Genomic DNA, 26,292 nt, shown 5'->3' on the forward strand with positions numbered 1-26,292 from the left:
GGCCGCCGCCCGAGGAACCGGGCGGCGGCCGTCGGGGCGATCGGCGCCGCATCGGTGGCCGCGCTGCTCGCCGGAGTCGCCTGGACCTCGTCGTCCGACGGCGCGCAGGGTGAGCGGAACCACACGGAGCGCGCGACGGCCGACGCGTCCGCGCCCGCGGAGGGCGCGACCCCGGGCGGTACGTCCGCCGCGGCGTCGCCGGGATCGGCCGTGCCCGCCGCGGTGCCGCCGTCGGCCCGTACGGCCGTGACGGCCGCGAGCGCCGCGGCCGGCGCGCAGTCGGCGACCGCCTCCGTGCCGGGTGCCACCTCGAACGCCACGCCGGGTGCCACCTCGACCGCCACCCCGAGCCGTACCGCGAGCCCCACACCCGCACCGACCGCTACCGGCGCCACGCCCACCGAGTCCTCCGGCTACGGGGGCCACGGCTGGGGCCACGGCAGGGGCGGCGGCCACTCCCACTAGTCCCCGGCAGCCGGAGGCGCGGGTCGCTGTCACCGGCGGAAATCCGCCATGGCCGTTCCGGAAACAGCTCCTTGCCCTCGCGTGCGCATGTGCTGAGAATGTGCATGACAAAACAGTGGGTGACCGGAAGATCTCCGGTCACCTCGTCATATAGAGGGGACCCCCACATGAACAAGCCTCTCGTCGCCGCGCTCGCCTCCCTGGCCATCACCGGGATCGGCACGGCACCGGCGGTCGCCGCACCGCAGGCCAAGGCGGCCGCGGCGGTGACCGTCAACTTCGCCGGCACCGTCTCGCTCAGCAACTGCTCCGGCTCCGTCATCCGCTTCCCCGACTCCGCGGACACCGACCCGGCGCTGGTCCTCACCAACGGCCACTGCCTGGAGACCGGCTTCCCGGACCCCGGCGAGGTCATCACCGGCCAGTCCTCCAGCCGTACCTTCGGCCTGCTGAACTCCTCCGGTACCCGCGTCGCCACCCTCCGCGCCAACCAGGTCGTCTACTCGACGATGACCGACACCGACGTCACGATCTACCGCACCACCACGACGTACGCGGCGATCAAGAGCTCCTACGGGATCAGCCCGCTGACCGTCAGCGCCACCCACCCCGTGGCCGGCACCGCCATCAAGGTCGTCTCCGGGTACTGGAAGACGATCTACAGCTGCAACATCGACGGGTTCGTGTACCGGCTGAAGGAGGGCGACTGGACCTGGAAGGACTCGGTCCGCTACACCTCCGCGTGCAACACGATCGGGGGGACCTCGGGGTCGCCGGTGATCGACACCACCACGGGGCAGGTCGTCGCCGTCAACAACACGGGCAACGAGGACGGGGAGCGGTGCACCGTGGACAACCCGTGCGAGGTGGACGCGAACGGGACGGTGACGGTTCGGCAGGGGATCAACTACGCCGAGGAGACGTACAACATTCCGGCGTGCTTCACGACGGGGAACGTGCTGAACCTGAGCGCGAGTGGGTGCACCTTGCCGAAGCCGTGAGGGGTGGCGGGCGTTTCGTTTTCGGGTGCGGATGGGTGGGGGGTGGTCGCGCAGTTCCTCGCGCCCCTAAAGGGGCGTTCTGCGTACCGCTCGTCCGGCCAGAACCTCTGTTCTGTGACCGTCCTCCATGACGAAGTGGCCGTTGATCAGGACGTGGGGGATGCCGGTCGGGAGGCGGCGGGGGTTTTCGAACGTCGCGCCCGCCGCCACCGTCTCCGGGTCGAAGAGGACCAGGTCGGCGACGTAGCCCTCGCGTACGAGGCCGCGGTCCGGCAGGCGTAGCCGGGCCGCGGGGCGTGAGGTGAGGTGGGCGACGCATTCCTCCAGGGAGAGGATGCCCAACTCCCGTACGTAGTGGCCGAGGTAGTGCGGGAACGTGCCGTAGGCCCGGGGGTGCGGCTTGGTGCCGTGCAGGATGCCGTCCGAGCCGCCCGTGTGGACCGGGTGGCGCATGATCGTGCGGACGTTCTCCTCGTGGCCGACGTGCTGGAGGATCGAGGTGGCCAGCCGGTCCGCCAGCAGCAGATGGCGGGCCGTCGCCCACGGGGTCTCGCCGCGTAGCCGCGCCGACTCCGCCACCGTGCGGCCGGTGAACTCCGTCAGCACGGGATCGGCGACGCCCGAGATCTCGATCGTGTCCCACTCGACGGGGACGCCGTGGCAGCCGTCGGAGCCGACCGCCTCCAGGTGGTGGCGGACGCGTTCGGACGTGTCGTCGTCCGCCAGCCGGGCCAGGGCCGCCGCCGGGCCGCCCTCGTTCGCCCAGCTCGGCAGGATCGCCGCGAGGGTCGTGCTGCCGGGGGTGTACGGGTAGGTGTCGAGGGTGATGTCGGCGCCGGCGGCGAGGGCCTCGTCGAGGAGGGACAGCAGCTCCGGTGCCCGGCCCTCGTTCACGCCGAAGTTCATGGTGGCGTGGGCCAGGTGCAGCGGGCAGCCCGCCGCCCTCGCCAGGGTCACCATCTCCGCGTAGGCGTCGAGGGCGCCCGCGCCGTACGAGCGGTGGTGCGGGCAGTAGTAGCCGCCGTACTCCGCCACCACCCGGCACAGCTCCGTCAGTTCGGCGTCCGGGGCGTACATGCCGGGGGTGTAGGTGAGCCCGGAGGACAGGCCCACCGCGCCCTGCTCCAGGCCCTCCGCGACCAGACGGCGCATCCGGTCCAACTCGGCGGGGGTCGCCGCGCGGTCCTCCCAGCCGACGACGAGCGCGCGGACCGTGCCCTGGGGGACCAGGTAGGCCGCGTTCACCGCGATGCCCCCATCGAGACGGTCCAGGTACTCGCCGACCGACCGCCAGTCGAAGTCGACGTCGTCGCCGTGGCCGTTCCAGCCGGCGATCGCCCGGCGGACCTCCGCCAGGGTGCGGTCGTCCACCGGCGCGTACGACAGCCCGTCCTGGCCGAGCACCTCAAGGGTCACGCCCTGCGCGGCCTTGGCGCTGTGGTCGGGGTCGCGGAGCAGCGCCAGGTCGCTGTGCGCGTGCATGTCGACGAAACCGGGGGAGAGGACCAGGCCCTCGGCGTCCAGTTCGCGCATGGCGCGGGGGCGTTGGCAGCCGGCCGCCGCGGCCTCTTTGACGACGGCGACGATCCGGCCGGCGTCCACCACCACGTCCGCGCGGTAGGAGGGTGCGCCGCTGCCGTCGACGACATCCGCGTCCCGGATGACCAGGTCCTCCACGACCCCTCCTAGAAGAACGTACGGATGTGGTCGACGACCGTCCCGTCCGCCTCGGCGACCGGGATCAGCTGCCACTTGTCGAACGACGTGCAGGGGTGGGACAGGCCGAGCCCGATCCAGTCCCCGACCGCCAGGTCCGCCCCGGGAGCGGTCTCCAGCCAGGTGTGCTGGTCGGACAGGCCGGTCACGGTGATGCCCGTCGCCAGCCACCGCACCCCGTCCCGGCGGACCACCTGGGCGAACGGCAGGTGGAGGTCGTAGGCCGCGTCCCGCTTGCCCGCGTTGGCGAAAGCCTGCCCGGGGGACGGGCGGGAGACGACCTGCGCCCAGAGCCGGAAGGCCGGCTCCAGGGCCCCCTCCTCGGGGACGCGGTTGAAGGGGGTCAGCTCGCGGTAGTGGCCGTCGTCGTGCGAGACGTACGCACCCGAGCGGAGCAACTTCAGTACCGGCAGCGAGAGTTCGGGGATCTCCGCGAAGACGTCCGCCACCGCGTCGAACCACGCGCTGCCGCCCGCGCTGACCACGATCTCCGAGCCACCGCTGAACCGGCCCGCCTTGTCGAGGTCGACGGCGAGCGCGACCAGCCGGCGCAGATACGCGCGGACCCGGTCCGGGTCCGGCCGCGGGACCTCGCCCTCGTACCCGGCCACGCCGACCAGCCGCAGCGTCCGCGTCCCGGCCACCGCCTCGGCGACCGCCGCGCCCTCCGCCTCCGTGCGCACGCCGGTACGGGCTCCGTCCCCGGCCGCCAGTTCGACGACCACCTCCACCGGCCGCGGGCTGCCGCGCAGGGCCGCGTCCATCAACTCGACCCCGCGCACCGAGTCGACGTAGCAGACGAGGCGGAAGTCCTCGTCCCGGGCCAGCTCGGCGGCGATCCAGCGGAGCGACGGGGCGTCCACCAGCTCGTTGGCGAGGAAGACGCGGCGGGTGCCGAACGCCCGCGCCACCCGTACCTGGTGCGGCACGGCGAGGGTGATGCCCCACGCCCCGCGCTCGGTCTGACGCCGGAAGAGCTGGGGTGCCATGGAGGTCTTGCCGTGCGGGGCGAAGGCGAGCCCGTGCCGTGCCGTGTACGACTCCATGAGCGCGAGGTTGTGCTCCAGGCGCTCGGCGGAGAGCGTCAGCACCGGGGTCGTGAAGCCGTCGGTGAAGAGGTTGCGGCGCTGGGCGGTCAGCTCGCCGACGGTGAGGCCCTCGGCGTCCGGCGGGAGGCCCTTGAAACGGTGGTCGACCCGTTCCTCCGCGAGCCGGGCGAGCGCTTCGGTGCCGGTGTCGAGGGACACGGAGCCTCCCTGATCAGAGTGGTTGCGTTCTCTGCAACGTTCATTGCGTATATCGCTTACGGCTGTCTAACATCCACGCCAATGCCGGGTCAATGGAGCCCGCAGCGACCCGAGACCACGAGGAGCCCTTCCCATCGTGAAGGCCACGGACGCCGTTGACGCCCCGGACACGGTGGATGTCGTCGCCCTCGGCGAATCCATGGTCACGTTCCTGCCCGGCCGGCCGGGACGGCTCGCGGACGTGCCCTCCTTCGACCGCGCCATCGGCGGCGCCGAGTCCAACGTGGCCTGCGGGCTGGCCGCCGCCGGGCACACCGTGCGGTGGGTCAGCCGGGTCGGGACGGACGGCTTCGGCGACCACCTGGTGGAGACGGTCGCGTCGTACGGCGTCGACGTCTCGTACGTGGGCCGGGACGCCGTACGCCCGACGGGGGTGTACTTCCGCACGGCGGGGGACCGGGCGACGGACGCGCACGAGGTGGCCTACTACCGGGCGGGCTCGGCGGCGTCCGCGATGTCGGTGGAGACGGTCGACCTGGGCGCGGTGCGTGCCGGGCGGGTGCTGCACCTGTCGGGGATCACGGCCGCGCTGTCCGAGGGCTGCCTGGGGCTGCTGCGCGAACTGACGGCCCCCGGCGGGGCACGGCCGCTGGTGTCGTTCGACGTCAACTACCGGCAGAGCCTGTGGACCGCGTCGGGGGGCACGGGGGCCGGGGTGCTGCTGGAGCTGGCCCGCCGGGCCGACATCGTCTTCGTCGGGGAGGACGAGGCGGAGCAGGCGTGGGGGGTGGACGGCGGCCCGGAGGCCGTCCGTGAGCTGCTGCCGGAGCCGGCGGTGCTGGTGGTGAAGGCCGGCGCGAAGGGAGCGACGGCCTTCGTGCCGAGTGGCTCGGGCAGTTCTTCGGCCGCGGGCGCGTGGGGGCCGCTCGCGCAGTTCCCCGCGCCCCTGACGGGGCGCTGCCCAGCCGCGCCCGACCAAGCCCCCCAGCCGCGGGCAGACGCCTCCGGTGAAGTCCCTGAGCTGCGGGCAGCCGCGTCCGGTCAAGCCGCCCAGCTGCGGGCAGGCGCCTCCGGTCAAGTTCCCCAGCTGCGGGCAGGCGGGCCGCAGGGCGGCACGGGTGGGCGCAGCGGCACCCTGACGGCGCCGGTGAGCGCCCCCACCCCCACGGCCGCCCCCACCCCCGGCGCCTTCGAGCCCGCCCCCGCCGTGGATGTCGTGGCGACCGTCGGGGCCGGGGACGCGTTTGCCGCCGGGTTTCTCTCCGGTGTTCTGCGCGGACTGCCGGTCAGGCAGACGCTGCGGCTCGGTCACCTCTTCGCCGCCGCCACCCTCACCAGCCCCGCCGACCTCGCTCCGCCGCCCGCCCGCGACACCACCGACCGCCTGACCGCCCTCGACGACACCGCGTGGGAGAGACTTCGACTCGGCCCCGGCTGGACGCAAGCCGAAGCGGCCGATGAGGAGGTACGCACCCCATGAGCCAGACCGTCGACCGAGCGCTCAGCATCCTGCCCCTGCTCGCCGAGGGCCCCGCCGACCTCGGCCGGGTCGCCGACCGCCTCGGCGTGCACAAGTCGACCGCGCTGCGGCTGCTGCGCACCCTCCACGAACACGGCCTGGTCTACCGCCAGTCCGACCAGCGCTACCGCCTCGGCGCCCGCCTCTTCGCGCTCGCCCAGGAGGCCATGGAGAACCTCGACGTCCGCGAGATCGCCCACCCCCACCTGGCCCGCCTCAACGCGGCCTGCGGACACACCGTGCACCTCGCGGTGTTCGAGGAGGGCGAGGTCCTCTACATCGACAAGGTCGAGAGCCGCTACCCGGTCCGCATGTACTCGCGGATCGGCAAGCCCGTCGCCATCACCGTCGCCGCCGTCGCCAAACTGCTCCTCGCCGACCTGCCGGAACCCGAGCGACGGGCCCTCGCCGACCAGCTCGAGTACCCGATGTACACGGCCCGTTCGACACCGAACGCGGAGGCGTTCCGCAGGGAACTGGCCAAGGTGCGCGAACAGGGCTGGGCCACCGACCTCGGCGGCCACGAGGAGTCCATCAACTGCGTGGCGGCCCCCATCCGCGGTGCCGACGGGCGCGTCGTCGCCGCGATGTCGGTCTCCGCCCCCAACGTCGTCGTCACCGCCGACGAACTCCTCACCCTGCTCCCGCAGGTGCGCCGCACGGCGGACGCGATCAGCGGCGAGTACTCAGGCAGAACCCCGATCACGGAAGCCGGTAACCGATGACCGAGAAGCTCGCGCTCACCCCGAAGACCCACACCACCCCGCCCGCGAAGTTCTCGCACGGCGTCCGCAAGGGCAACATCCTCCAGGTCGCCGGGCAGGTCGGCTTCCTGCCCGCCGAGGAGGGCAGGCCCCCGACCCCGGCCGGCCCGACCCTGCGCGAGCAGACCCTCCAGACCCTCGCCAACGTCAAGGCGATCCTGGAGGAGGGCGGCGCCGCCTGGGACGACGTGATGATGATCCGCGTCTATCTGACGGACGTGGACCACTTCGCCGAGATGAACGAGATCTACAACACCTACTTCGAGGAGCAGGCGCTCACCGCCCCGCCCGCCGCCCGCACGACCGTCTACGTCGGCCTTCCCGCGGGTCTGCTCATCGAGATCGACGCCCTCGCCGTCCTCGGCTGACGGGCCGTCACCCTCCGCACACCGTACGTCCGTCACGGCACGGCACCCGCCCCGGGCGCCGTGCCGCGATCTCCCCTGCCCGAAAGCGCGATGCACTTACGCAGAAGAGGACCCCCACATGTCCCTACCGCTCGCCGCGTCCACCACCCCCGCGACCCCACCCCACACCGGTGGCCTGCTCCTGGTCCTCGACGGCACCGCCGGTCTCCTCACGGTCGCCGCCGTCGGCATAGCCCTGCTGCTGTTCCTGATCATCAAGGCCCGGCTCCAGCCTTTCGTGGCCCTGCTCGCCGTGTCCATAGCCGTCGGCCTGCTCGCCGGGCTCTCGGTCACCGAACTCTTCGGCACCGTGCAGCGCTCCGACGCCGTCTCCACCGTCGAGTCCGGGATGGGCGGCATCCTCGGCCATGTCGCGATCATCATCGGCCTCGGCACCATGCTCGGCGCGATCCTCGAAGTCAGCGGCGGCGCCGAGGTGCTGGCCGGCCGCCTCCTGAACCTCTTCGGGGAGAAGCGGGCCCCGCTGGCCATGGGCCTGACGGGTCTCGTCTTCGGCATCCCGGTCTTCTTCGACGTCGGCATCTTCGTGCTCGCGCCCCTCGTCTACGCGGCCGCCAAGCGCGGGGGCAAGTCGATCCTCCTCTACTGCCTCCCGCTCCTCGCCGGTCTCTCCATGACCCACGCCTTCCTGCCGCCGCACCCCGGCCCGGTGGCCGCCGCCGCGCTGCTGCACGTCCAGCTCGGCTGGGTCATCCTCATGGGCGTCGTCTGCGGCGTCCCGGCGGTGCTGGCCGCGTGGGCGTTCTCGGCGTGGATCGGCAGGCGGATCTTCGTCGCCGTACCGCAGGACATGGTCGAGGCGGCCGACGAGGCCAGGCAGGCGCTGCTGGCGGAGCAGCGGGCGGCCGGGGTGGAGCCGCAGGAGAAGCCGGTCCCGCTGGGCACGGTCCTCGCCATCATCGGCACCCCGCTCGTGCTCATCCTCGCCGCGACCTTCTCCTCCATCGCCCTGGACCCCTCCACCGGCCGCTCGGTGCTGGAGTTCTTCGGGACGCCGATGGTCGCCCTCACCCTCGCGCTGGTCCTCGCCTACTACCTGCTCGGCATCCGGCGCGGCTGGTCCCGCAAGTCCCTGGAGACCGTCTCCACCGCGTCCCTCAAGCCGGTCGGCAACATCCTGCTGGTGGTCGGCGCGGGCGGGATCTTCGGTGCCGTGCTGAAGGCCAGCGGGGTCGCCCAGGCCCTCTCCGACACCTTCAACGGCGTGGGCCTGCCGGTGATCGTCCTCGCCTACCTGATCTCCGTGGTGCTGCGGGTCGCGCAGGGCTCGGCGACGGTGGCGATCGTGACGACGGCCGGCATCGTGGCCCCGCTGCTGACCGAGGGCGACCACTCCCAGGCCTTCGTCGCCCTGGTCATCATGGCCGTCTCGGCCGGGTCGATCTTCGCCTCGCACGTCAACGACGGCGGGTTCTGGATGGTGTCGAAGTACTTCGGCATCACCGAACGCGACACCCTGAAGACCTGGACCGTGCTGGAGACGGTGCTGTCGGTGGCCGGCTTCGCGATGGCCGCCCTGCTCAGCGTCTTCGTATAGGCGTCTTCGTGTAGGCGTCTGATAACGAAGTTGGGGTGGGCTGTGTCCGGCACAGGTTCTTCGACCATACTGCCCGCTGTGGAGCAGCGCATAGGAGCCAACAGCCAGCCCCTGGAGGGCGCCGGATTCGACCCGGCCTTCGTCCCCGGGCTCACCTCACCCGCGCCCGCCGAGCCGCAGGACGCGGAACCGCGGGACGCGGGGGCGGCGGACGCCGAGGTGAAGGCCGCGGATGCGAAGGCCGCGGAGGTGCAGGCCGTCGAGGTGGAGGCCGTCGAGGCGGAAGAGGCCGACGCCGTCGGGCCGAAGGCCGAGGACGCGGCGGACGACGACGAGGCGGAGCCCGCCGAGGGGCCCGTCTTCGAGGCCGCCGACCGCCGCGCGAGGATAGTGGCGGACGCCACCGGTGTGCGCCTCTCCCTCGACGAGGAGAAGTGCGAGTTCCGCTGGGACGAGATCGGCGCGGTCGAGACCGAGACGCCGCGCTTCGGCAAGCGGTTCACGATCACCGTGCACACCCCGGACCGCCGCTGGTACCCGATCGAGATCGAGGCGACGGCCCGGTCCCGCTTCACGGAGTGGGAAGAGCAGCTGGACGCGGTCCTGGACGCGTACTTCGACGAGGGTGCCGACGCGTCCGACGACGACACCGACACCGACGCCGAGGAGGCGCGCGCCTAACTGCAGTACTGGGCTTCCTTCCCGATCGCCCGGTACACGCAGTCCGCGTTCTCCAGCAACTGGAACACCGCGTCCCGGTTCCGGGAGGTCTCCCGCTCGATCACCTCGTCGGGCGGGTAGAACCCACCCCCGGAACTGGACGTCGGATACATCTCGAAGGTGTAGTCGAAGATCTTCTGCGTGCCCCACAGGTAGTCGTCGATCGACCCGTCGGTGATGTACAGGTCACTGGACTGCTCCGGCGTGTAGCCGTTGCTCGCGGCCATCTTCTGCCCCAGCGCCTTGAAGGCGGCGGCGTCGTCCGCGGTCATCCCCGTCGCCGTGTCGGCCGTCGTGTACCCGAACGGCCACAGCACCAGCTCGCTGTACGTGTGGAAGTCGATCCCGGCCTTGATCTGCTGCTTCCCGCCGACGACCCGGCTGCGCACGAAGTCGGCGACCACCTTGACCTCGGGCGCCGACTCGGCGGCCGCGCCCCGGTAGGTCTCCGAGGACGTCGATCCCGAGGAGCCGCCGCAGCAGCCCCACTTGTAGTTCCAGTTCCGGTTCAGGTCCGTACCGACGTACGAGGAGCCGGAGTTGGGCTGCCGGTTCTTGCGCCAGGACCGGTACGACCCGGTGGCGATGTCGTACTCGCCGCCGTCCGGGTTGAGGTCGGGCACGATCCAGATCTCGCGGCTGTTGACGATGTTCGTGACCCGGGAGTCGGTGCCGTACCCGGCGCCCAGCTCCCGCAGCAGGTACAGCGCCATCTCCACCGTGAGGTGCTCGCGCGCGTGCTGGTGGAAGGTGAGGAGGACCTCGGGTTCGTTCTCGTCCGTCGCCACGTTGTCGCTGACCTTGATGGCGACGATGTCCCGGCCCTGGTACGACTTGCCGATCACCCGCTTGCTCATGATGCCCGGGTAGGCGGCGAGCCGCTGGTCGATCTCGGCGTTCGCCTCGGCGTAGTTGTGGTACTTCGAGTCGGCGGTCGGGAAGTCGAACAGCCGGAGCTGATCGGCGGGGGTCGACCGGTCCGGGGCCGCGCCGAGCGGCGTGACCTCGTAGCCGAGCCGCTTCAGTGCGGAGATCTGCGCGGCCCGGCCGGAGACGACCACCGTCTCCTCGTCGGCCTCGTCCACGGTGACACCGGTCCGCTGGATGGCCGCGCGGGTCACGGGGGTGGTGCTCTGGTGGATCTCGTACTGCCGGACCTCGTCGGCCGAGGGTGCCGGCGGCCGCGCGCCGTCGGCGGTCGCGTGCGTGGCGGTCGCGGTCACGGGGGCCGCGAGGGCGAGGGCCAGCAGCGCGCCGAGTGCGGCGCTCCGTCTGCCGCCGCGGGCGCCGGAGGCGCGGGTGCGAAGTCGCATGAAGTCTCCTGGGGGGAGGTGGGGGTGGTCCGGTGCGACGTACCTGTGGAACGGCTGTGTGGTGCCGCTCATCGTCTGTGAATGGCATGGACAGGTCAAGACGGTAAAATCAGCCGCTCACGTCAACTCCCTTCGAGCGGCCGCGCAGTGTACGCCCGCCCACACTCTCGCAAGCGACCCCCGCCGAAGTGCACTCTCCCGCGTGACCTTCGTGTGCGTTCACCCGGTCCGCCGGGGGAACGTGGGCGAACGGCCAACAGGAGGGCTCGCTGATCATGGGCGGATCGGCGCCGCGCGGGGGCTGCCATCTGCCGGTCGAGACGACGAGTTTCGTCGACCGGAGGGACGAACAGGCTGCCGGCCGCGAGCTGCTGGCCAAGGCCCGGCTCGTCACGCTCACCGGCCCGGGCGGCGTCGGCAAGACCCGGCTCGCCGCCCACATCGCGGCCCGGGTCGCCCGCGCCTTCCCCGACGGCGTCCGCTACGTCGCCCTCGCCGGTCTGCGCGACCCGGAACTCGTCCCGCTCGCCGCGGCCGACGCCCTCGGGCTGCACGACCACTCCGCCCGGCCGCCCCTGGACGCGCTGGTGACCCGGCTGCGCGACCGCCGGCTGCTGCTCGTCGTCGACAACTGCGAGCACCTGCTCGCCGCCTGCGCCGGTCTGGCCGCCGCCCTGCTGCACGGCACCACCGGGGTCCGGGTCCTCGCCACCAGCCGGCACCGCCTCGGCCTCACCGAGGAACACCTCCTGGAGGTACGGCCGCTGCCGGTCCCCGACCCGGACGGCGACCTGTGCGCCGCCGGGTCCCAGGCGGCCCTCGCGCTCTTCGCCGACCGCGCGGCCGCCGTGCTCCCGGGATTCCGGCTCACCCCCGCCAACCGGGCCGCCGTCGCCCGGCTGTGCCGCCGCCTCGACGGGCTGCCCCTCGCCATCGAACTCGCCGCCGTCCGGATGCGCGTCCTCGGTCTCGACCAGCTCCTCGCCCGCCTCGACGACCGCTTCCGCCTCCTCGCCGCCGGCAGCCCCGCGGCCCTGCCCCGCCACCAGACGCTGCGCGCGGCCGTCGACTGGAGCCACGAACTGTGCACCGGGCCCGAGCGGCTGGCGTGGGCCCGGCTGTCGGTGCTGCCCGGCAGCTTCGACCTGGAGACCGCCGAAGCCGTCTGCCACGACCCGCACCCACCGAACACCGCCGACGCCGGTACCGGTGACGGGGCGAGCACGGCTGCGAGTGCCGGTGCCGGTGCCGGTGCCGGTGTTGTGTCCGGTGCGGGTGCGGGTGCGGGTGCGGGTGCTGGTGCAGGTCGCGGTCCCGTGGCCGGCCTCGAAGCCGAAGCCGAAGCCGAAGCCGCCGCCGGAGCCGGGGCGGTGGGCGGGGGTGGGGTGGAAATCGCCGCCGGGTCCGTGGGCACGGCCGGGTGCGCCGGCCACGACGTCCTCGAAGCCGTCGCCGGGCTCGTCGAGAAGTCGGTCCTCGTCCGGGAGGACGCCCCCGACGGTGCCGGTGTCCGGTACCGGCTTCTCGACACCCTCCGCCAGTACGGCCTCGACCGGCTCCGGGAGCGGTCCGGTGCGGAGGCCGCCGCACGGCACCGGCACCGCGATCACGTCCAGCGGCGGGCGTCCGCCCACGAGGCGGCCTGGTTCGGGCCCGGGCAGCGGGAGACCGTCGCCCGTCTGAGGGCCGACCAGGACAACCTCCGTGCCGCCCTCGACTTCTGCCTCACCGCGCCCGGCGAGGCCCGCGCCGGACTGCGGCTCGCGGGCACCCTCTGGTTCTACTGGCACGCCTGCGGCGCCCCGCGCGAGGGCCGCCACTGGCTCGACCGCGCCCTCGACGCCGACCCCGAGCCGACCCCCGAACGCGCCCGCGCCCTCTGGGTCTCCGCCCTGCTCGCCGGCAGCCCCGAGGATCTCACCCGGGGCCTGCGCCGGGCCCGCGAGGCCCGTGCCCTCGCCGAGCGGCTCGGCGACCCGGCGGAGGCCGCCCACGCCGACTACGTGATCGGCGTCGTCCAGCTGTTCGCCGACGAGCTGACCGCCGCCCGCACCCACTACGAGACCACCGTCGCCCGTGGCCCGGTACCCGGCCAGCACCTCAGCCTGCACGGCCTCGACCTGGTCGAACTCGCCTGCGCGCACGCCTTCCTGGGCCGGGCGGAACGGGCCGTCGCCGTCTGCGAGCGGGCCCTGCGGCTGTGCGAGGCGCACGGCGAGGACTGGGTCCGCTCCTACGTGCTGCGCGTCCTCGCCCTCGCCCACGCCGTCCGCGCCGACTGGCGGCGGGCCGAACCGCACGCCCGCGAGGCGCTGCGCCGCAAGCTCGACGTCCACGACGTGATCGGCATCGGGCTCACCCTGGACCTGCTGGCGAGGATCGCCGACGGCATGGGCGCCGCCGAGCGCACCGCCGTGCTCCTCGGCGGCGCCGACCGGGTCTGGGCCGACATCGATCCGGACCGCTGGGGCTCCGCCGCCCTCGACTCGGCCCGCCGGGCCAGCGAGACCCACGCCCGTGCGGCCCTGGGGGAGGACGGGTACGAGCGGGCGCACGGCCGGGGCGGAGCGCTCGGGCTCGCGGAGATCGTGGCGTACGCGCTCGACGGGCGGCCACCGCCGTCCGGGGCGGAGCCGGCGCCCGGGACCGCTCCGGTCCGGCTCACCCGGCGTGAGACCGAGGTCGCCGAACTCGTCGCCGAGGGACTCGGCAACCAGCAGATCGCCGACCGTCTGGTGATCGCCCGCCGTACCGCCGAGGGCCACGTGGAACGCATCCTCAGCAAGCTCGGCTTCCGCAACCGCAGCCAGATCGCCGCCTGGGTGACCGCCCGGCGCTGACGCACAGGAGACCCGATGAGCAGCAGTACGAGCGCCCGCCCCGCCGCGGCCCAGGAGCGGTTCGACCACCGGATGGCCGTGTTCGGCTCGGCCGACGCGTTCGTCGCCGCCGCCCTGCCCTTCCTCGCCGAGGGCCTCGCCGCCCCGGACGAGCCGCCGCCGGTCGCCATCGCGGCCCCCGGCAACCTGGCCGCCCTGCGCGACGCGCTCGGCACCGACGCCAAGGACATCGGCTTCGTCGACCACACCGACTGGTACACCGGGACGGCCGCCAACGCCGTGGCCCAGGGCGCCGGTTTCCTCGCGGCCAACGCCGGGCCCGGCGGCCGTATCCACCTGCTCATGGAGCCGGACTGGGCGGGGCGCGCGGGCCGTTCGGCCCGGGAGAGCACCGAGTGGATCCGTTACGAGTCCCTCGCCAACCTGCTGTTCGCGCCCTTCGCCACCACCGCCCTGTGCGCGTACGACACCCGGACGGCCGGCCCGGTGGTGGTCGACGCGGCCCGCCGCGCCCACCCGCGCTCCGGGGTGTACGAGCAACCGCCGGTGCTGGTGCGGGAGCTGGACGCGGTGCCGCTGCCGCCGGTGCCGCGGTCGGCCGTCCCGCTCGCGGACCCGGCGGGGGTGCGCGACTGGGCGGCCGGACGCGGACTGGCTGCCGCGGAGGCGGAGTTGTTCACCCGGGCGGTGACGGAGGCGGCCGAGGCGCACGGACCCGTCATCGAGTTCCTGGTCTGGGGCGAGGCGCCGGGCTGTGTCTGCGAGCTGCGCCTGTGCCGGGCCGTGGCGGACCCGCTGGCCGGCTTCGTGCCACCGGCGGGCGGGGACCTGGCACCGGGCCAGGGACTGTGGTTCACCCGCCAGGTGTGCGCCTACGTCGACGTCCGGGACGGGGTGCCGGGGGACGGCGGACGGATCCGTGTCCAGTACGCCTGAGCGAGCCGCCGTACGCACGTGCCCCCGGCGGCCCGCGCGCACAGGTACCTGATCAGGTATTCCTCCCCCTGCGCGGGGAGCCGGGCACCGGCACGCTGGGAGGCATGCTGCAACCCTTCGGGGGCCGGCTCCCGGACACCGGTCCCCCGTACGCCGCGTACCCGCAGCCACCGACCCGGGCCGGTCATCTGCGCGTCGAGTACGAACCGCGTCCCACGGCGGCGGGCGACGCCCGGGCGGCGGTACGGCGGCAGCTGGAGGAGTGGGGGCTGGAGGAGCAGGACGACGTGGCGTACGTGTGCGAGCTGCTGGCCGGCGAGCTGGCGGCGAACGCGCTGTGTCACGCGGCGAGCCGGTTCCGGCTCACTCTGTCCGCCTCGCACGGCCTGCTGCGCTGCGAGGTCGCCGACGAGGACCGCCGCCCGCCGCGGGTGCTGGACGCGGGGCTCGCGGAGGGCGGCAGAGGGATGTACCTGGTGGATGCGCTTGCCCGGCGCTGGGGCTGCCACCAGGACGGGCCGGGCAAGACCGTGTGGTTCGAGCTCGGCACCTGCGGGTGCGACGGCTGCGGTCGGCGGCAGCCGTAGCACCCCACAGCCCGGGCCCCGGCGGCCGGCCAAGCCGCCGGGACCCACCTACGGACTACGGCAGGGCGTGCACGTGGGCCCCGACCGACGACGACCAGGCGTTCCCGGAGGACGCGTCCCAGTTGGTCGACCAGGTCATCGCACCCCGCAGCCCCGGGTACGTCGTGGCCGGCTTGAAGGAGCCGCAGTTGGTGCCCTTGGCGAGGCAGTCCAGCGCGTTGTTCACCACGGTCGGCGACACGTAGCCGCTGCCCGCCGCACTGGTCGAGGCGGGCAGGCCGAGGCCCACCTGGGACGGCGCGAGTCCGCCCTGCAGCTGGATGCAGGCCAGCGCGGTGAGGAAGTCCACCGAGCCCTGGCTGTACACCTTGCCGTCGCAGCCCAGCATCGAACCGCTGTTGTAGTACTGCATGTTGACGACCGTGAGGATGTCCTTGATGTTCAGGGCCGTCTGGAAGTACGCGTTGGACGTCGACTGCATGTCGATGGTCTGCGGAGCCATGGTGATGATCAGCGAGGAGCCCGCCTTCGCCGACAGGGCGCGCAGCGCCTGGCTCATGTAGGTGGCGTTGAGGCCGTTCTCCAGGTCGATGTCGACGCCGTCGAAGCCGTACGTCTGCATCAGCGAATAGACGGAGTTGGCGAAGTTCGTGGCGGACGCCGAGTCGCTCACCGAGACCGTGCCGTTCTGGCCGCCGATCGAGATGATCACCTTCTTGCCGGCCGCCTGCTTGGCCTTGATGTCCGCCTTGAACTGGTCCACGGTGTAGCCGCCGAGCCCGGCCGAGTCGAGGCTGAAGCTCACCGCGCCGGGCGTGCCGGTCGCGTCCGCGAAGGCGACGGCGATGATGTCGTACGAGGACGGCACGTCGGAGATCTTCTGGACGGTCGCGCCGTTGTTGAAGTTCTGCCAGTAGCCCGTCACCGCGTGCTTGGGCAGGGTGCCGCCGCCCCCCGTGCCGGTCGCGGTGGTCGTCGCCGTCACCGCGGACGACTTGGCCGACTCACCCGCCGAGTTGGTGGCGGTGACCTGGAAGGAGTACGACGTCGAGGCCGCGAGCCCGGTGACGGTGGCCGAGGCGCCGGTGACCGCCGAGACCTTGGTGCCGTTCTGGTAGACGTTGTAGCCGGTCGCGCCCGAGACCGCGGTCCAGGACAGGGACGCCGAGGACGACGTCGTACCGGAGACCGCGAGGCCCGTGGGGGTGGCCGGGACCGTCGGGGCCGGGTCGCCGCCACCGCCGCCGTCGGGGCCGTAGACCGAGACGTCGTCGGCGTAGTAGGCGGCCTGGCCGTACCAGCCGTGCGTCCAGACCGTCACCGAGGTGGTGGAGGCGCCGGTGGTGAAGGTCGTGGACAGCTGCGTCCAGGTCGTGTTCGGGGTCCAGGTCGACACGTCCGTGGTGCCGGTGCCGGTCACCCCGAGGTAGGTGTAGGAGCCCTGCACCCATGCGCTCAGTGTGTAGGTCGAGTTGGCCTTCACCGCCACCGTCTGGCTGCACTGGGCGTAGTCCTGCCCGGCCGGGGTCGCCTTCAGCGCGGCGGCGCCCGTGTGGACGGGGGAGGAGACGGTCGTACCGCTGCCCGCGGAACAGGTCCAGTTGGACAGGGCCGACTCGAAGCCGGGGTTCTTCACGTTGTTCACGTCGGCGGCGGAGGCCGGGGCGGCGGCCAGACCGGCCATCGCGAGGGCCGTGGCGAGGGTGGCCACGGCCGACCAGGTGCGGATGCGCCGTCCGGTGTACCGGGACGCCAGTCGGGGGATGAGTCTGGGCATGACAATCAAGGTGGTCCAGACCAATTCGGCTGTCAATAGGTCCAGACCAAATTCGCACCGCCTCAGGCCTCGGTCATATGCTCAACCTGTCCCGTTTTGGCGCTGGTTGTGCGGTCACAGATCCCAGACGGCTGCACAAACGCTGTTCTCCGGCCACAGACGCGTGGTTACAGTGCTGAGGTAGTCACGCAATGAAGTCGTCCCGGCTCTCTGGAGTGACACCGGTGGGCCGTCGGGGTGTGAAGAGCGGGGAGCTGCGCGTGCCAACTGCCATTGCCGTGACCAGCGCCGACATGGCGCTGCCGGTGCAGGACGAGCGGACCATGCCCGCGGTCGTGCTCCGGGACCTCGACAAGCGCCCGCTCGAACAGACCCTCGCCGAGTTCGTCGCCCTCCTCGAGCAGCACGGACATGTGATCGTCGTGTACTCCGAGGCCGTACCGGACGCCGTGACCCGGCGCCTGCACACCCTCCGTTCCCTCCTGGAGAGCGACCGGATCGCGCTGTTCCGCCCCGGACTGCCGCCCCTCGGCATCGCCGTGCTGGCCCGGCAGCTGCGGCAGCTCGCCACCTGCGACCTCAGCCCCGGCGTGCTCGCCTCGGCCGGCCGGCTGCTCACCCACTACATCCACTCCGGCGCCGTCCTCGGCTCGGTCGCGAAGCTGGACCGGGTCCCGGTCACCCTCAAGGCACACGCCAAGTCCTGGATGCCCGGCACCCAGTTCGGGGTCGTCGCGCACCCCGAGCCGCAACTGGTGCGGATCGGCCCGGACGCCGTCCTCGGCGGCCCCGAGTTCAGCACCTGGATGCTGGTCGCCAAGGGCCAGTTGCAGTCGGACTGGGTCGGCGGGCTCGCCAAGGCCTGGGGCGCGCACGGCCTGCGCGAGACCCCGCTGCCGGCCGAGTCGTCCGAGTGGTGGGGGACCGGCCGGCTGATCGAGTTCACCAGCTACCTCTCCGACCTCTCGGTCCTCTACCAACTGGTCACCTCCGTACGGCGGACCACCTGTCACTGGTGCGGCATCGACGTCATCGGCGACCGCTGCGTCTTCTGCTCGGCCACCCCGCCCGTCTACGACCCGCCCGCGCCCCGCGCCCTGGAACAGCGCACGCCCGCCTGACGGCCGGGGCGGCGGCCGCCCCGGACGAACCCGTACCACCCACCGCACGGTTCCCCCACATCTCCGCTTCCCCGATGAGGTCGCACGGTCCATGAACTCCCGTCAGCGCCGCGGCGTGATACTCCTGATCCTGTCGGTGATCTGCGCGTTCGGCGCGTTCGCCGGCGTGCTCTCCGTCATCGACGACGTGAAGTCGAAGGTCGGCCCCGAGGTCACCGCGTACGAACTCAGGTCCGACGTGGCCCCGTACACGACGCTGAACCCGGGCCAGTTCAAGAAGATCTCGATGCCCAAGCGGTGGCTGTCCGCCAACGCGGTCACCAGCCTCGCCGGGATCCAGGACAAGATCGCGGTCACCACGCTGAAGAAGGGCTCGCTGCTCCAGTCCGACATGGTCGTCGACCAGCCCGAACTCAAGGCGGGCCAACAGGAGGTCGCGATCATGATCGACGCGGCCACCGGCGTCGCCGGCAAGATCACCCCGGGCTCGCTGGTCAACGTCTACGCCACCTTCCAGGGCAAGCAGCAGAGCGACCCCGACCAGTCGAAGATCATCGTGACCAACGCCCGGGTCCTGGACGTCGGCGAACTCACCTCGCTCGAACCCGACAACAGCAAGAACCAGCAGCCCACCGACGCCGTCCCCATCACCTTCGCGCTGTCCACGCTCGACGCCCAGCGCCTCACCTACGCGGAGTCCTTCGCCCAGCGGGTCCGGCTCGCCCTGGTCGCCCCCGGCACCACGACCACCGTGCCGGACAAGGACCGTACGTACGAACTCGCGACGGACAAGTGAGAGGCGCCTCGCATGCCCATCAGGATCCTCCCCGCCGTCGGTGACCCGGACGCCGCCCGCTCCCTGGTCTCCCTGCTCAGCCAGCTCCCGGACGCCGAACCGCTGGCCCCCGTCGTGGACTCCACCCAACTGGTGGACCTGCTGGCCCGGTTCGCCGCCGAGTCGGTCGACGAACTCCCCGAGGTCGTCGTCGTCCACGAACGCGTCGGCCCGGTACCGGCACTGGAACTGATCCGCGAGGTGGCCCTGCGCTTCCCGGCCGTCGGTGTCGTCCTCGTCACCACCGACACCAGCCCCGGCCTGTTCGCCGCGGCCATGGACTCCGGCGCCCGCGGCCTGGTCGGACTGCCCCTGAGCTACGAGGAACTGGCCGGCCGCGTCCAGGCCGTCGCCCAGTGGTCCACGGGTGTACGACGGCACCTCGGCCACGGCGCCGACGTCCTCGCCGGCGTCGGCGGCACCGTCGTCACCGTCAGCGGTGCGAAGGGCGGCACCGGCGCGACCCTGGTCGCGGTCCAGATCGCCCTCGCCGCGCAGGCCTCCGGCCACTCCACCGCCCTCGTCGACCTCGACCTCCAGACCGGCGACGTCGCCTCCTACCTCGACGTCCAGTTCCGCCGCTCGGTCGCCGACCTGGCCGCGGTGGGCGACATCTCCCCGCGGGTCATGGCCGAGGCCGTCTTCCGCCACGACTCCGGACTGGCGCTGCTGCTGGCTCCGGCGGAGGGCGAACGCGGCGAGGAGGTCACCGACCGCGCCGCCCGCCAGATCCTCAGCGTCCTGCGCTCCCGCTACGAGGTGGTGGTCGTCGACTGCGGCGCCCAGCTCGGCGGGGCGGGCGCGGCGGCCGTGGAGACCGCCGACCTGGCGCTGCTGGTCACCACGCCCGACGTGGTCGCCGTCCGCGCGGCGAAGCGGACGGTCCGGATGTGGGACCGGCTCCAGATCCGCAAGGCCGAGGAGACGACGGTGGTGGTGAACCGGTACACGAGGGCCACGGAGATCCAGCCGACGCTGATCCAGCGGATCACGGGCACGGCGGTGGCCGGCACCCCGGTCCCCGCCAACTTCAAGGAACTCCAGGGAGCGGTGGACGCCGGCCGGCTGCACGAACTGGACTCCCGGAGCACGGTGAAACAGGCCCTGTGGGCACTGGCGGGGGAGCTGGGGCTGGTACGGACGGGGGAGAGGCCGGTACCGCGCAGGACGTCCGTGGGATTCCGCCGACGGAAGGAACTCCCGTGAGGGGGCGGGGGGTAGGAGCGGGGACGGTGGGCCGCCGGTCGGGTGCGGGTGCGTGGGGGCTGGTCGCGCAGTTCCCCGCGCCCCTTGGCCGCGCCGAAGCGCCCCGTAGGGGCGCGGGGAACTGCGCGATCGGCCCCCACCGGGCCGCACCCGGCCACCGGCCCGCGACTTCCGTCCCCCGCGACCGCGGTCAGGTCTCCATCGAGCTCATCGGCATGACCCCGATCATCATCCTCACCCTCGTCCTGGTCTGGCAGGCGGTCCTCACCGGATACGCCTTCACCCTCGCCGGGAACGCCGCCGACGAGGGCGTCCGGGCCGGTACCGCCGTCCCCAGGGGCGAACGCTTCGGCGTCTGCCAGACCGCCGCCCTCAAGGACCTCTCCAGCGCCTGGCGGGAGGGAGCCACGGTGGACCAGTGCGGCGGCACCGGCACGGTCACCGCGGACGTCTCCCTGCGCGTCCCGGTCCTCTTCCCCGGCACGATCGACTTCCCGGTCACCGTGCACGGCCACGCCGGCACGGTGGAGGAGGTGAAGCGCTGACATGCACCCCCGTCGGCAGTCCCGCGACCGCGGCCAAGTGGCCGTCGAATACCTCGGCTTCGTGCCGATCCTCCTTCTCGTCGCGCTGGCCGGCATCCAGCTCGGCGCCGTCGCCTACGCCGCCGAACAGGCCGGGACGGCGGCCCGGGCGGGGGCCAGGGCCGCCTCGCTGGAGGAGGACGTCGGCGCGGCCTGCGCGTCCGCGGTGAGCAGCGGGATCGACGTGAGCTGCGCCTCCTCCGGCGGCGGCGACTCGGTCACCGTCACCGCCACGGTCCACATCCCGAAGATCGTCTGGGAGCTCGGCAACGCCACCAAGTCCGCCACGATGCCCGTCGACCACTGAACGAGGAGCACGGCAACCATGAGCCTGCGGGCACGCATCAACTCCCCCGAGGAGAACGGCAGCCGGGGCGAGGACGGCCACCTGGTCTCCTCGTACCGCGCCAAACTCCTGGAGGAGATCGACCTCGCGGAGATGAGCGCGCTGGCCGCCGCCGAGCGCCGGGCCCGTCTCGAACGGGTCCTCGGTCACATCATCAGCCGCGAGGGCCCGGTCCTCTCCACCGTGGAACGCTCCCAGCTGATCCGCCGCGTGGTCGACGAGGCACTGGGCCTCGGCATCCTCGAACCGCTCCTCGAAGACGCCTCGATCACCGAGATCATGGTGAACGGACCGGACGCGATCTTCGTCGAACGTGCGGGCCGGGTCGAGCAGCTGCCGCTGCGGTTCGTCTCGGCGGACCAGCTGATGCAGACCATCGAGCGGATCGTCTCCACCGTCAACCGCCGTGTCGACGAGTCGAACCCGATGGTCGACGCCCGCCTCCCGTCCGGCGAACGCGTCAACGTCATCATCCCGCCGCTCTCCCTGACCGGCCCCATCCTCACCATCCGCCGCTTCCCGCGCTCCTTCACCCTCCAGGAGCTGATCGGCTTCGGCTCGCTCGACGAGAACATGGTCTTCCTGCTGGCGGGCCTGGTGCAGGCGAAGTTCAACATCATCGTCTCCGGGGCCACCGGCACCGGCAAGACGACCCTCCTCAACGCCCTCTCCGGCCTCATCCCGGCCCACGAACGCATCATCACCATCGAGGACTCCGCCGAACTCCAGCTCCAGCAGTCGCACGTGGTCCGGCTGGAGTCCCGGCCGGCGAACGTCGAGGGCAAGGGCCAGGTCACCATCCGCGACCTGGTCCGCAACTCGCTGCGGATGCGCCCCGACCGGATCGTGGTCGGTGAGGTCCGCGGCGGCGAGTCGCTCGACATGCTCCAGGCCATGTCCACCGGCCACGACGGCTCCCTCGCCACCGTCCACGCCAACAGCGCCGAGGACGCGCTCACGAGGCTGCAGACCCTGGCCTCCATGTCCGACGTCGAGGTCCCCTTCGTCGCCCTGCACGACCAGATCAACAGCGCGGTCGAGGTCATCGTCCAGCTCACCAGGTTCGCCGACGGCGCCCGCCGGATCACCGAGATCGCCGTGCTGGACAGCCACGGCAGCGAGCCGTACCGGATCGCCACGGTGGCCCGCTTCGACGCCCGGCCGATGACCCACGACGGCCGGGTGCACGGCGCCTTCCAGTACTTCCCGTTGCCGCGCCGCACCGCCGACCGCCTCTACATGGCGAGCCAGCCCATTCCGCAGGCCTTCGGCGTGGCCCACCACCTCGACCAGCTGACCACCCGAGAAGCGAGGTAGCCATGCCTCTCCACGACCTCGTCACCCTCACCACCGGAGTCACGCTGCTGGCCGGTCTGCTGGCCGTGCTCGGCCTGCACAGCTACGCCTCCGGCCGGGCCCAGCGGGCCGCCCTGGTGGACCGGCTCTCCTCCACCGGCCAGGGCCCGCTGTCCGGCCGCCGGCGCCGCTTCCGCAACCTCGACCGGCGGCTGCGCGGCACCTCGGTGGGCCGCCGCCTGGAACTGCGCCTGGCGGCGACGGGCCTGGACGTGACACCCGGCGAGTTCTTCGTCTACATGCTCGCGACCGTGGTCGCCCTCTGGCTCGTCGGCCAGGCAGCGCTCGCCCCGTTCTTCGGTCCGATCGCCGGCCTCGTCGGCGTCTTCGCGGCCGTCCAGTTCCTCAACTGGCAGCGGCAGAAACGCATCGAGCGGTTCATCGGCCAACTCCCCGAGCTGGCCCGCATCCTGGCCAACGCCACCCACGCGGGGCTCGCCCTGCGCACCGCCATCGGCATGGCGGCGGAGGAACTGGAGGCCCCGGCGGGCGAGGAACTGGCCAAGGTCGCCGACCAGTTGGCGATCGGCCACTCCATGGACGACGCGCTGGGTGAACTCGCCGACCGACTCCCGTCCCGCGAACTGGTCGTCCTGGTCACCACACTCGTCCTCTCCAACAGGGCGGGCGGCCAGGTGGTCTCGGCCCTGCGCAACCTCACCGAGACCCTGGAGGAACGCAAGGAGACCCGCCGTGAGATCCGCACCCAGCTCTCCCAGGTGACGATGACGTCGTACGCCGTCCCGGTCCTCGGCATCGGCGCCCTGTTCCTGATGAACGGCGTCAAGGACGGCACGCTGGACCGTATGACCGGCTCCCCGCTCGGCCAGGGGGCGGTCCTCGTCGCCTTCGGCCTGTACGCGGTCGGCTTCGTCCTCATCCGCCGCCTCAGCCGGATCGACGTGTAGGGGACCATGACGATGGCACTGCTCCTGGCCCTCCTGATGGCCCTCGGCGTCTACGGAGCCTTCGCGGGCATCCGGATGTACCGCGCGGACGCGAAACTCCCCGCCGACCTGGCGATCGCCCTGGAGGTCGGCGCCACCCGCACCGGCGCGGCCAACTCCCTCATCGACCGGATGGGCATGCGCTACGCGCCCGCGGTGCTCCGCCTGATGGGGCCGACGCTGGTCGCCAAGTACCGCCGCAAGATCGACCTGGCCGGCAACCCCGGCGGCCTCACGATCGACCGCTACGCGGCCCGCCGGGCGGTCTACGGCGCCCTCGGCGCCACCGGCTTCCTGGTCTTCCTGCTCCGCGGCCAGTACCTGATAGCCCTGGTCCTGCTGGTCTTCGGCGCGTTCTGGACGGAGGTCGGCATCTGGTCGGCGATCCGCGTCCGCAAGGACGTCATCGAACGCACCCTGCCGGACTTCCTGGACGTCCTCGCGGTGGTGGTGGGCGCGGGTCTCGGCTTCCGCCAGGCGCTGGACCGGGTCGCCACGCACTACGAGGGCCCGTGGGCCGACGAACTGCGCATCACGCTCCGCCAGATGGACCTCGGCATGAGCCGCCGGCAGGCCTTCACCGAGCTCAGGAGGCGCAACGACTCCGAACAGGTCGCGATGTTCGTGACGGCGCTCCAGCAGGGCGAGGAACTCGGCGCGCCGATCGTCGACACCCTGGTGGCGCTGGCCAAGGACATGCGCCGGACGGACGCCCAGAACGCCCGCCGCAAGGCGGCCCGGGCGGTGCCGAAGGCCACGCTGATGATCACGACGTTCATGGTCCCGGCGACGATGCTCCTGCTCGCGACGGGCCTGCTGCTGGGCTCGGGCATCGACTTCGGGTCGGTCACGGGGAAGTAGACGGGGGTGACGACGACCGTGACGACGAGGGAGGAAGACGAGCGAGCCGAGGCGACGCGAAAGCCCGGAACCGGGACCGAGACGACCGAGGAGCATGAGCCGGTCGGCGTGCGCGAGGCGGTTGCGGGACGCGGGGCGGCCGAGGGGCGTGGGGTGACCCACGGGGGTGAGGCGGTCGGCAGAGGCGAGGCCGTCGAGATCCGGGCGCTTCAGGCCATGTGCCGTCAGGTCTTCGGCTTCCGGCTGGCGATGATCGCCGTGGCCACCCCCGTGGCCCTCCTCAACGCCACCCCCGGCCTGGGCGCCCGCCTGGTCGGCTCGGCGGTGGTCGTCACGTTCATGATCTCGTACGTCCTCTTCCGGGACTGGCGCCGCTTCGGCCCGCTCCTGCTGCGCCACCCCACCCTGCTGGCCGCCGACGCCCTCTTCGGCTCCCTCCTCCTGATCTCGGCGGGCCCCGACACCACCCTGGCGTACGTCAGCGTCTGCACCCCGCTCCTCGCCGGCCTCCTCTACAGCTGGCGCGGAGCAGCCGTCTTCGCCTCGCTCGAGTCCCTGATCCTGCTGCTGGTCCAGGCGACGCTGCACCACCACACCGTCGTCGCCGAATCCCTGCTCCTGCCCGGCCTCTGCGTCATCACCGGCGCGAGGGGCTCGACCCTGCGCACCCTGATGCTCCGCTTCGGCACCGCCACCGAGGCCCTGACCGAGACCCGGTCCCGGCTGGCCGCCACGGAGGCGGTGAGCGCCGAACGCGCCCGGCTGGCACGCGAGATGCACGACTCGGTGACCAAGACGCTGTACGGCGTCGCGCTGGTCGCCGACGGACTCGCGCAGTCGGCGGCCGCGTCCCCGGACCGCCTGGACCCGGCGCTGATCAGAGAGCAGGCGGAACTGGTGGCGAACGCGGCCCGCCGGGCGGCGGCCCAGTCCCGCGACCTCCTGACGGACCTGCGCGCCGAGCCCGACGACGCCACTCCCGACGTCATCCCGCAACTGGCGTCGCTGACCGCGGACTTCACCTCCCGCACGGCCCTCCCCACGACGTACGACGGCCCGGCCGCCCCGGTCCCGCTGCCGGCCGCCACCACCCGCCAGCTGCTGAGCATCGCCGCGGAGGCCCTGGAGAACGCGCACCGCCACGCACGGGCCACCCAGGTCGACGTACGCGCCACGACGACCCCGACGCACCTGCTGCTGACGATCCAGGACGACGGCCGGGGCCTTCCCGCCGACACGACCCTCGAAGACCTGGGCCGCTCCGGCCACTTCGGCCTGCTCGGCATGACCGAACGGGCTGCGTCGGTGGGCGCCCGGATCGAGCTGTCCGCCGACCGGGGTACGGAGGTCCGAGTGGAACTCCCCCTGCCGTGAAGGACTACATGACGGGGACGACATGAGGGGCACGACATGACGGAGACGAGAGGAGGCCCCCCGGTGCCACAGCACCCCTTCCCGGAGCGCGCGGAAGCCCCGCCGCCCCTGCGCGTCCTGGTGGCCGACGACAACCCGGTCATCCGCGCGGGCCTCACGACGGTGCTCTCCGCGGCGGACGACCTCACGGTGGTGGCCGAGGCCGAGGACGGCCGCGCGGCCTACGAGGCGGCCCTGCGCCACCGCCCCGACGTGGTCCTCCTCGACGTGCGCATGCCGGGCGTCGACGGCATGACGGCACTGCCCCACCTGGTCCGGCTGGCCCCGGTCATGATGCTGACGTACAGCGACGAGACGGACATCGTCCAGGAGGCCGTACGCCTGGGCGCCGCCGGCTACCTGGTGCACGGCGAGTTCACGACCGCACAGCTGACCCAGGCGGTACGGGACGTGGGCAGCGGCCGACCCCACTTCACACCGACTGCGACGAAGGCATTGCTAGCGCACATCAGAGGCAACGCAACCGCACACTCAACGCCTCAACTGGCCCCGAGGGCAGCAAATCACCCTCTCCAAAACCTTTCGCAAATGCAATCCGCTGTGAGACAGTCGACGCAGTCCCGGTTTCAACTGAGCGGCAGGGAGGCGGAGATCATGGACCTCATCGCGACCGGCATGGACAACCGGCAGATCGCCGCCGTCTGCTTCATCAGCGAGAAGACGGTCAAGAACCACATCAACCGCATCTTCGCCAAACTCCACACCACCACCCGCGCCCAGGCAACGGCCAAGTGGCTGGGGGTCGCCTGAGA

23 protein-coding genes and 1 pseudogene are annotated in these 26,292 nt (G+C 72.4%); 19 read left to right on the forward strand and 5 right to left on the reverse strand.

Annotated elements, in window-relative coordinates; genetic code table 11:
- A pseudogene (locus MB828_RS24025) lies at positions 1-395 on the reverse strand (hypothetical protein); the annotation flags it as partial.
- A gap of 237 nt (positions 396-632) precedes the next feature.
- Here MB828_RS24025 and MB828_RS24030 point away from each other — a divergent pair.
- Positions 633-1,466, forward strand: a complete 834-nt coding sequence (locus tag MB828_RS24030; protein ID WP_133025550.1) for a trypsin-like serine peptidase — start codon at positions 633-635, stop codon at positions 1,464-1,466.
- Between the two features lie 66 nt (positions 1,467-1,532).
- Here the strand turns inward: MB828_RS24030 and MB828_RS24035 are convergent, their stop codons facing one another.
- Positions 1,533-3,143 (reverse strand): N-acyl-D-amino-acid deacylase family protein, encoded by a 1,611-nt coding sequence (locus MB828_RS24035; protein ID WP_301650040.1) that lies wholly within the window; start codon positions 3,141-3,143, stop codon positions 1,533-1,535.
- 8 nt (positions 3,144-3,151) lie between these two features.
- Positions 3,152-4,429, reverse strand: a complete 1,278-nt coding sequence (locus tag MB828_RS24040) for an amino acid deaminase (protein WP_301650041.1) — start codon at positions 4,427-4,429, stop codon at positions 3,152-3,154.
- A gap of 136 nt (positions 4,430-4,565) precedes the next feature.
- On the opposite strand from MB828_RS24040, the gene MB828_RS24045 reads away from it, so the two are divergent.
- From MB828_RS24045 to MB828_RS24065, 5 genes are all read left to right on the forward strand, one after another.
- Positions 4,566-5,909, forward strand: coding sequence for a sugar kinase (locus MB828_RS24045; protein ID WP_301650042.1), 1,344 nt, complete (start codon positions 4,566-4,568; stop codon positions 5,907-5,909).
- Complete coding sequence (locus MB828_RS24050) at positions 5,906-6,673, forward strand: IclR family transcriptional regulator (RefSeq protein ID WP_301650043.1); 768 nt, start codon at positions 5,906-5,908, stop codon at positions 6,671-6,673. Before MB828_RS24045 ends, MB828_RS24050 begins: the two co-directional genes overlap by 4 nt.
- On the forward strand, positions 6,670-7,080 hold the full coding sequence (locus tag MB828_RS24055; protein ID WP_301650044.1) for a RidA family protein: 411 nt from the start codon (positions 6,670-6,672) through the stop codon (positions 7,078-7,080). The genes MB828_RS24050 and MB828_RS24055 overlap by 4 nt, the downstream gene beginning before the upstream one ends.
- Positions 7,081-7,198: 118 nt before the next feature.
- On the forward strand, positions 7,199-8,677 hold the full coding sequence (locus MB828_RS24060; RefSeq protein ID WP_301650045.1) for a GntP family permease: 1,479 nt from the start codon (positions 7,199-7,201) through the stop codon (positions 8,675-8,677).
- Positions 8,678-8,755: 78 nt separating this feature from the next.
- Positions 8,756-9,358, forward strand: coding sequence for a hypothetical protein (locus tag MB828_RS24065; RefSeq protein ID WP_301650046.1), 603 nt, complete (start codon positions 8,756-8,758; stop codon positions 9,356-9,358).
- Here the strand turns inward: MB828_RS24065 and MB828_RS24070 are convergent.
- The gene (locus MB828_RS24070) at positions 9,355-10,710 is read right to left on the reverse strand and encodes a M14 family metallopeptidase (RefSeq protein WP_133025543.1); all 1,356 of its coding nucleotides are present in this window, start codon (positions 10,708-10,710) and stop codon (positions 9,355-9,357) included. The two genes, MB828_RS24065 and MB828_RS24070, sit on opposite strands and share 4 nt — an antisense overlap.
- A 275-nt stretch (positions 10,711-10,985) precedes the next feature.
- Between MB828_RS24070 and MB828_RS24075 the strand changes: the two genes are divergently transcribed.
- The 3 genes from MB828_RS24075 (at position 10,986) to MB828_RS24085 (ending at position 15,073) form a co-directional block, all read left to right on the forward strand.
- A complete protein-coding gene (locus tag MB828_RS24075) occupies positions 10,986-13,550 on the forward strand; it encodes an ATP-binding protein (RefSeq protein ID WP_301650047.1) in 2,565 nt (854 codons plus the stop codon).
- A gap of 15 nt (positions 13,551-13,565) precedes the next feature.
- Positions 13,566-14,486 (forward strand): MEDS domain-containing protein, encoded by a 921-nt coding sequence (locus MB828_RS24080; RefSeq protein WP_301650048.1) that lies wholly within the window; start codon positions 13,566-13,568, stop codon positions 14,484-14,486.
- Positions 14,487-14,590: 104 nt separating this feature from the next.
- Entirely contained in the window at positions 14,591-15,073 is a 483-nt protein-coding gene (locus MB828_RS24085; RefSeq protein WP_301650049.1) for an ATP-binding protein, read from the forward strand.
- A 55-nt stretch (positions 15,074-15,128) separates the two neighbouring features.
- Here the strand turns inward: MB828_RS24085 and MB828_RS24090 are convergent, their stop codons facing one another.
- Positions 15,129-16,850, reverse strand: a complete 1,722-nt coding sequence (locus MB828_RS24090) for a chitinase (protein ID WP_343236191.1) — start codon at positions 16,848-16,850, stop codon at positions 15,129-15,131.
- Between the two features lie 260 nt (positions 16,851-17,110).
- On the opposite strand from MB828_RS24090, the gene MB828_RS24095 reads away from it, so the two are divergent.
- The 10 genes from MB828_RS24095 (at position 17,111) to MB828_RS24140 (ending at position 26,290) form a co-directional block, all read left to right on the forward strand.
- Positions 17,111-17,971 (forward strand): hypothetical protein, encoded by an 861-nt coding sequence (locus tag MB828_RS24095; RefSeq protein WP_430381419.1) that lies wholly within the window; start codon positions 17,111-17,113, stop codon positions 17,969-17,971.
- Between the two features lie 91 nt (positions 17,972-18,062).
- Entirely contained in the window at positions 18,063-18,767 is a 705-nt protein-coding gene (gene cpaB, locus MB828_RS24100) for a Flp pilus assembly protein CpaB (RefSeq protein WP_133025539.1), read from the forward strand.
- Between the two features lie 12 nt (positions 18,768-18,779).
- Complete coding sequence (locus MB828_RS24105) at positions 18,780-20,012, forward strand: AAA family ATPase (RefSeq protein ID WP_301650050.1); 1,233 nt, start codon at positions 18,780-18,782, stop codon at positions 20,010-20,012.
- A 215-nt stretch (positions 20,013-20,227) separates the two neighbouring features.
- Positions 20,228-20,557, forward strand: coding sequence for a pilus assembly protein (locus MB828_RS24110; protein WP_301650051.1), 330 nt, complete (start codon positions 20,228-20,230; stop codon positions 20,555-20,557).
- Position 20,558: 1 nt separating this feature from the next.
- Complete coding sequence (locus MB828_RS24115; RefSeq protein ID WP_046732338.1) at positions 20,559-20,903, forward strand: TadE/TadG family type IV pilus assembly protein; 345 nt, start codon at positions 20,559-20,561, stop codon at positions 20,901-20,903.
- An 18-nt stretch (positions 20,904-20,921) separates the two neighbouring features.
- Complete coding sequence (locus MB828_RS24120) at positions 20,922-22,259, forward strand: CpaF family protein (RefSeq protein ID WP_301650052.1); 1,338 nt, start codon at positions 20,922-20,924, stop codon at positions 22,257-22,259.
- Between the two features lie 2 nt (positions 22,260-22,261).
- Positions 22,262-23,206: a type II secretion system F family protein gene (locus tag MB828_RS24125; protein WP_133025535.1), complete on the forward strand. Its 945-nt coding sequence runs from the start codon at positions 22,262-22,264 to the stop codon at positions 23,204-23,206.
- Between the two features lie 12 nt (positions 23,207-23,218).
- Positions 23,219-24,106, forward strand: coding sequence for a DUF5936 domain-containing protein (locus tag MB828_RS24130; protein ID WP_165941580.1), 888 nt, complete (start codon positions 23,219-23,221; stop codon positions 24,104-24,106).
- A gap of 216 nt (positions 24,107-24,322) precedes the next feature.
- Positions 24,323-25,480, forward strand: coding sequence for a sensor histidine kinase (locus tag MB828_RS24135; protein WP_301650105.1), 1,158 nt, complete (start codon positions 24,323-24,325; stop codon positions 25,478-25,480).
- A 36-nt stretch (positions 25,481-25,516) separates the two neighbouring features.
- The gene (locus MB828_RS24140) at positions 25,517-26,290 is read left to right on the forward strand and encodes a response regulator (protein WP_301650053.1); all 774 of its coding nucleotides are present in this window, start codon (positions 25,517-25,519) and stop codon (positions 26,288-26,290) included.
- The last annotated feature ends 2 nt before the right edge of the window (positions 26,291-26,292 follow it).

This window comes from Streptomyces arenae, assembly GCF_022343545.1.
GTDB lineage: Bacteria > Actinomycetota > Actinomycetes > Streptomycetales > Streptomycetaceae > Streptomyces > Streptomyces humi.

Bases quoted from the DNA above. Each gene is read 5' to 3' on its own strand.
- MB828_RS24070 (WP_133025543.1), bottom strand. From the start codon at position 10,710: ATGCGACTTCGCACCCGCGCCTCCGGCGCCCGCGGCGGCAGACGGAGC.
- MB828_RS24055 (WP_301650044.1), top strand. From the start codon at position 6,670: ATGACCGAGAAGCTCGCGCTCACCCCGAAGACCCACACCACCCCGCCC.
- cpaB (WP_133025539.1), top strand. From the start codon at position 18,063: ATGAACTCCCGTCAGCGCCGCGGCGTGATACTCCTGATCCTGTCGGTG.
- MB828_RS24105 (WP_301650050.1), top strand. From the start codon at position 18,780: ATGCCCATCAGGATCCTCCCCGCCGTCGGTGACCCGGACGCCGCCCGC.
- MB828_RS24075 (WP_301650047.1), top strand. From the start codon at position 10,986: ATGGGCGGATCGGCGCCGCGCGGGGGCTGCCATCTGCCGGTCGAGACG.
- MB828_RS24060 (WP_301650045.1), top strand. From the start codon at position 7,199: ATGTCCCTACCGCTCGCCGCGTCCACCACCCCCGCGACCCCACCCCAC.
- MB828_RS24140 (WP_301650053.1), top strand. From the start codon at position 25,517: ATGACGGAGACGAGAGGAGGCCCCCCGGTGCCACAGCACCCCTTCCCG.
- MB828_RS24120 (WP_301650052.1), top strand. From the start codon at position 20,922: ATGAGCCTGCGGGCACGCATCAACTCCCCCGAGGAGAACGGCAGCCGG.
- MB828_RS24135 (WP_301650105.1), top strand. From the start codon at position 24,323: ATGTGCCGTCAGGTCTTCGGCTTCCGGCTGGCGATGATCGCCGTGGCC.
- MB828_RS24080 (WP_301650048.1), top strand. From the start codon at position 13,566: ATGAGCAGCAGTACGAGCGCCCGCCCCGCCGCGGCCCAGGAGCGGTTC.
- MB828_RS24115 (WP_046732338.1), top strand. From the start codon at position 20,559: ATGCACCCCCGTCGGCAGTCCCGCGACCGCGGCCAAGTGGCCGTCGAA.
- MB828_RS24090 (WP_343236191.1), bottom strand. From the start codon at position 16,850: ATGCCCAGACTCATCCCCCGACTGGCGTCCCGGTACACCGGACGGCGC.
- MB828_RS24085 (WP_301650049.1), top strand. From the start codon at position 14,591: ATGCTGCAACCCTTCGGGGGCCGGCTCCCGGACACCGGTCCCCCGTAC.
- MB828_RS24110 (WP_301650051.1), top strand. From the start codon at position 20,228: ATGACCCCGATCATCATCCTCACCCTCGTCCTGGTCTGGCAGGCGGTC.
- MB828_RS24050 (WP_301650043.1), top strand. From the start codon at position 5,906: ATGAGCCAGACCGTCGACCGAGCGCTCAGCATCCTGCCCCTGCTCGCC.
- MB828_RS24130 (WP_165941580.1), top strand. From the start codon at position 23,219: ATGGCACTGCTCCTGGCCCTCCTGATGGCCCTCGGCGTCTACGGAGCC.
- MB828_RS24030 (WP_133025550.1), top strand. From the start codon at position 633: ATGAACAAGCCTCTCGTCGCCGCGCTCGCCTCCCTGGCCATCACCGGG.
- MB828_RS24125 (WP_133025535.1), top strand. From the start codon at position 22,262: ATGCCTCTCCACGACCTCGTCACCCTCACCACCGGAGTCACGCTGCTG.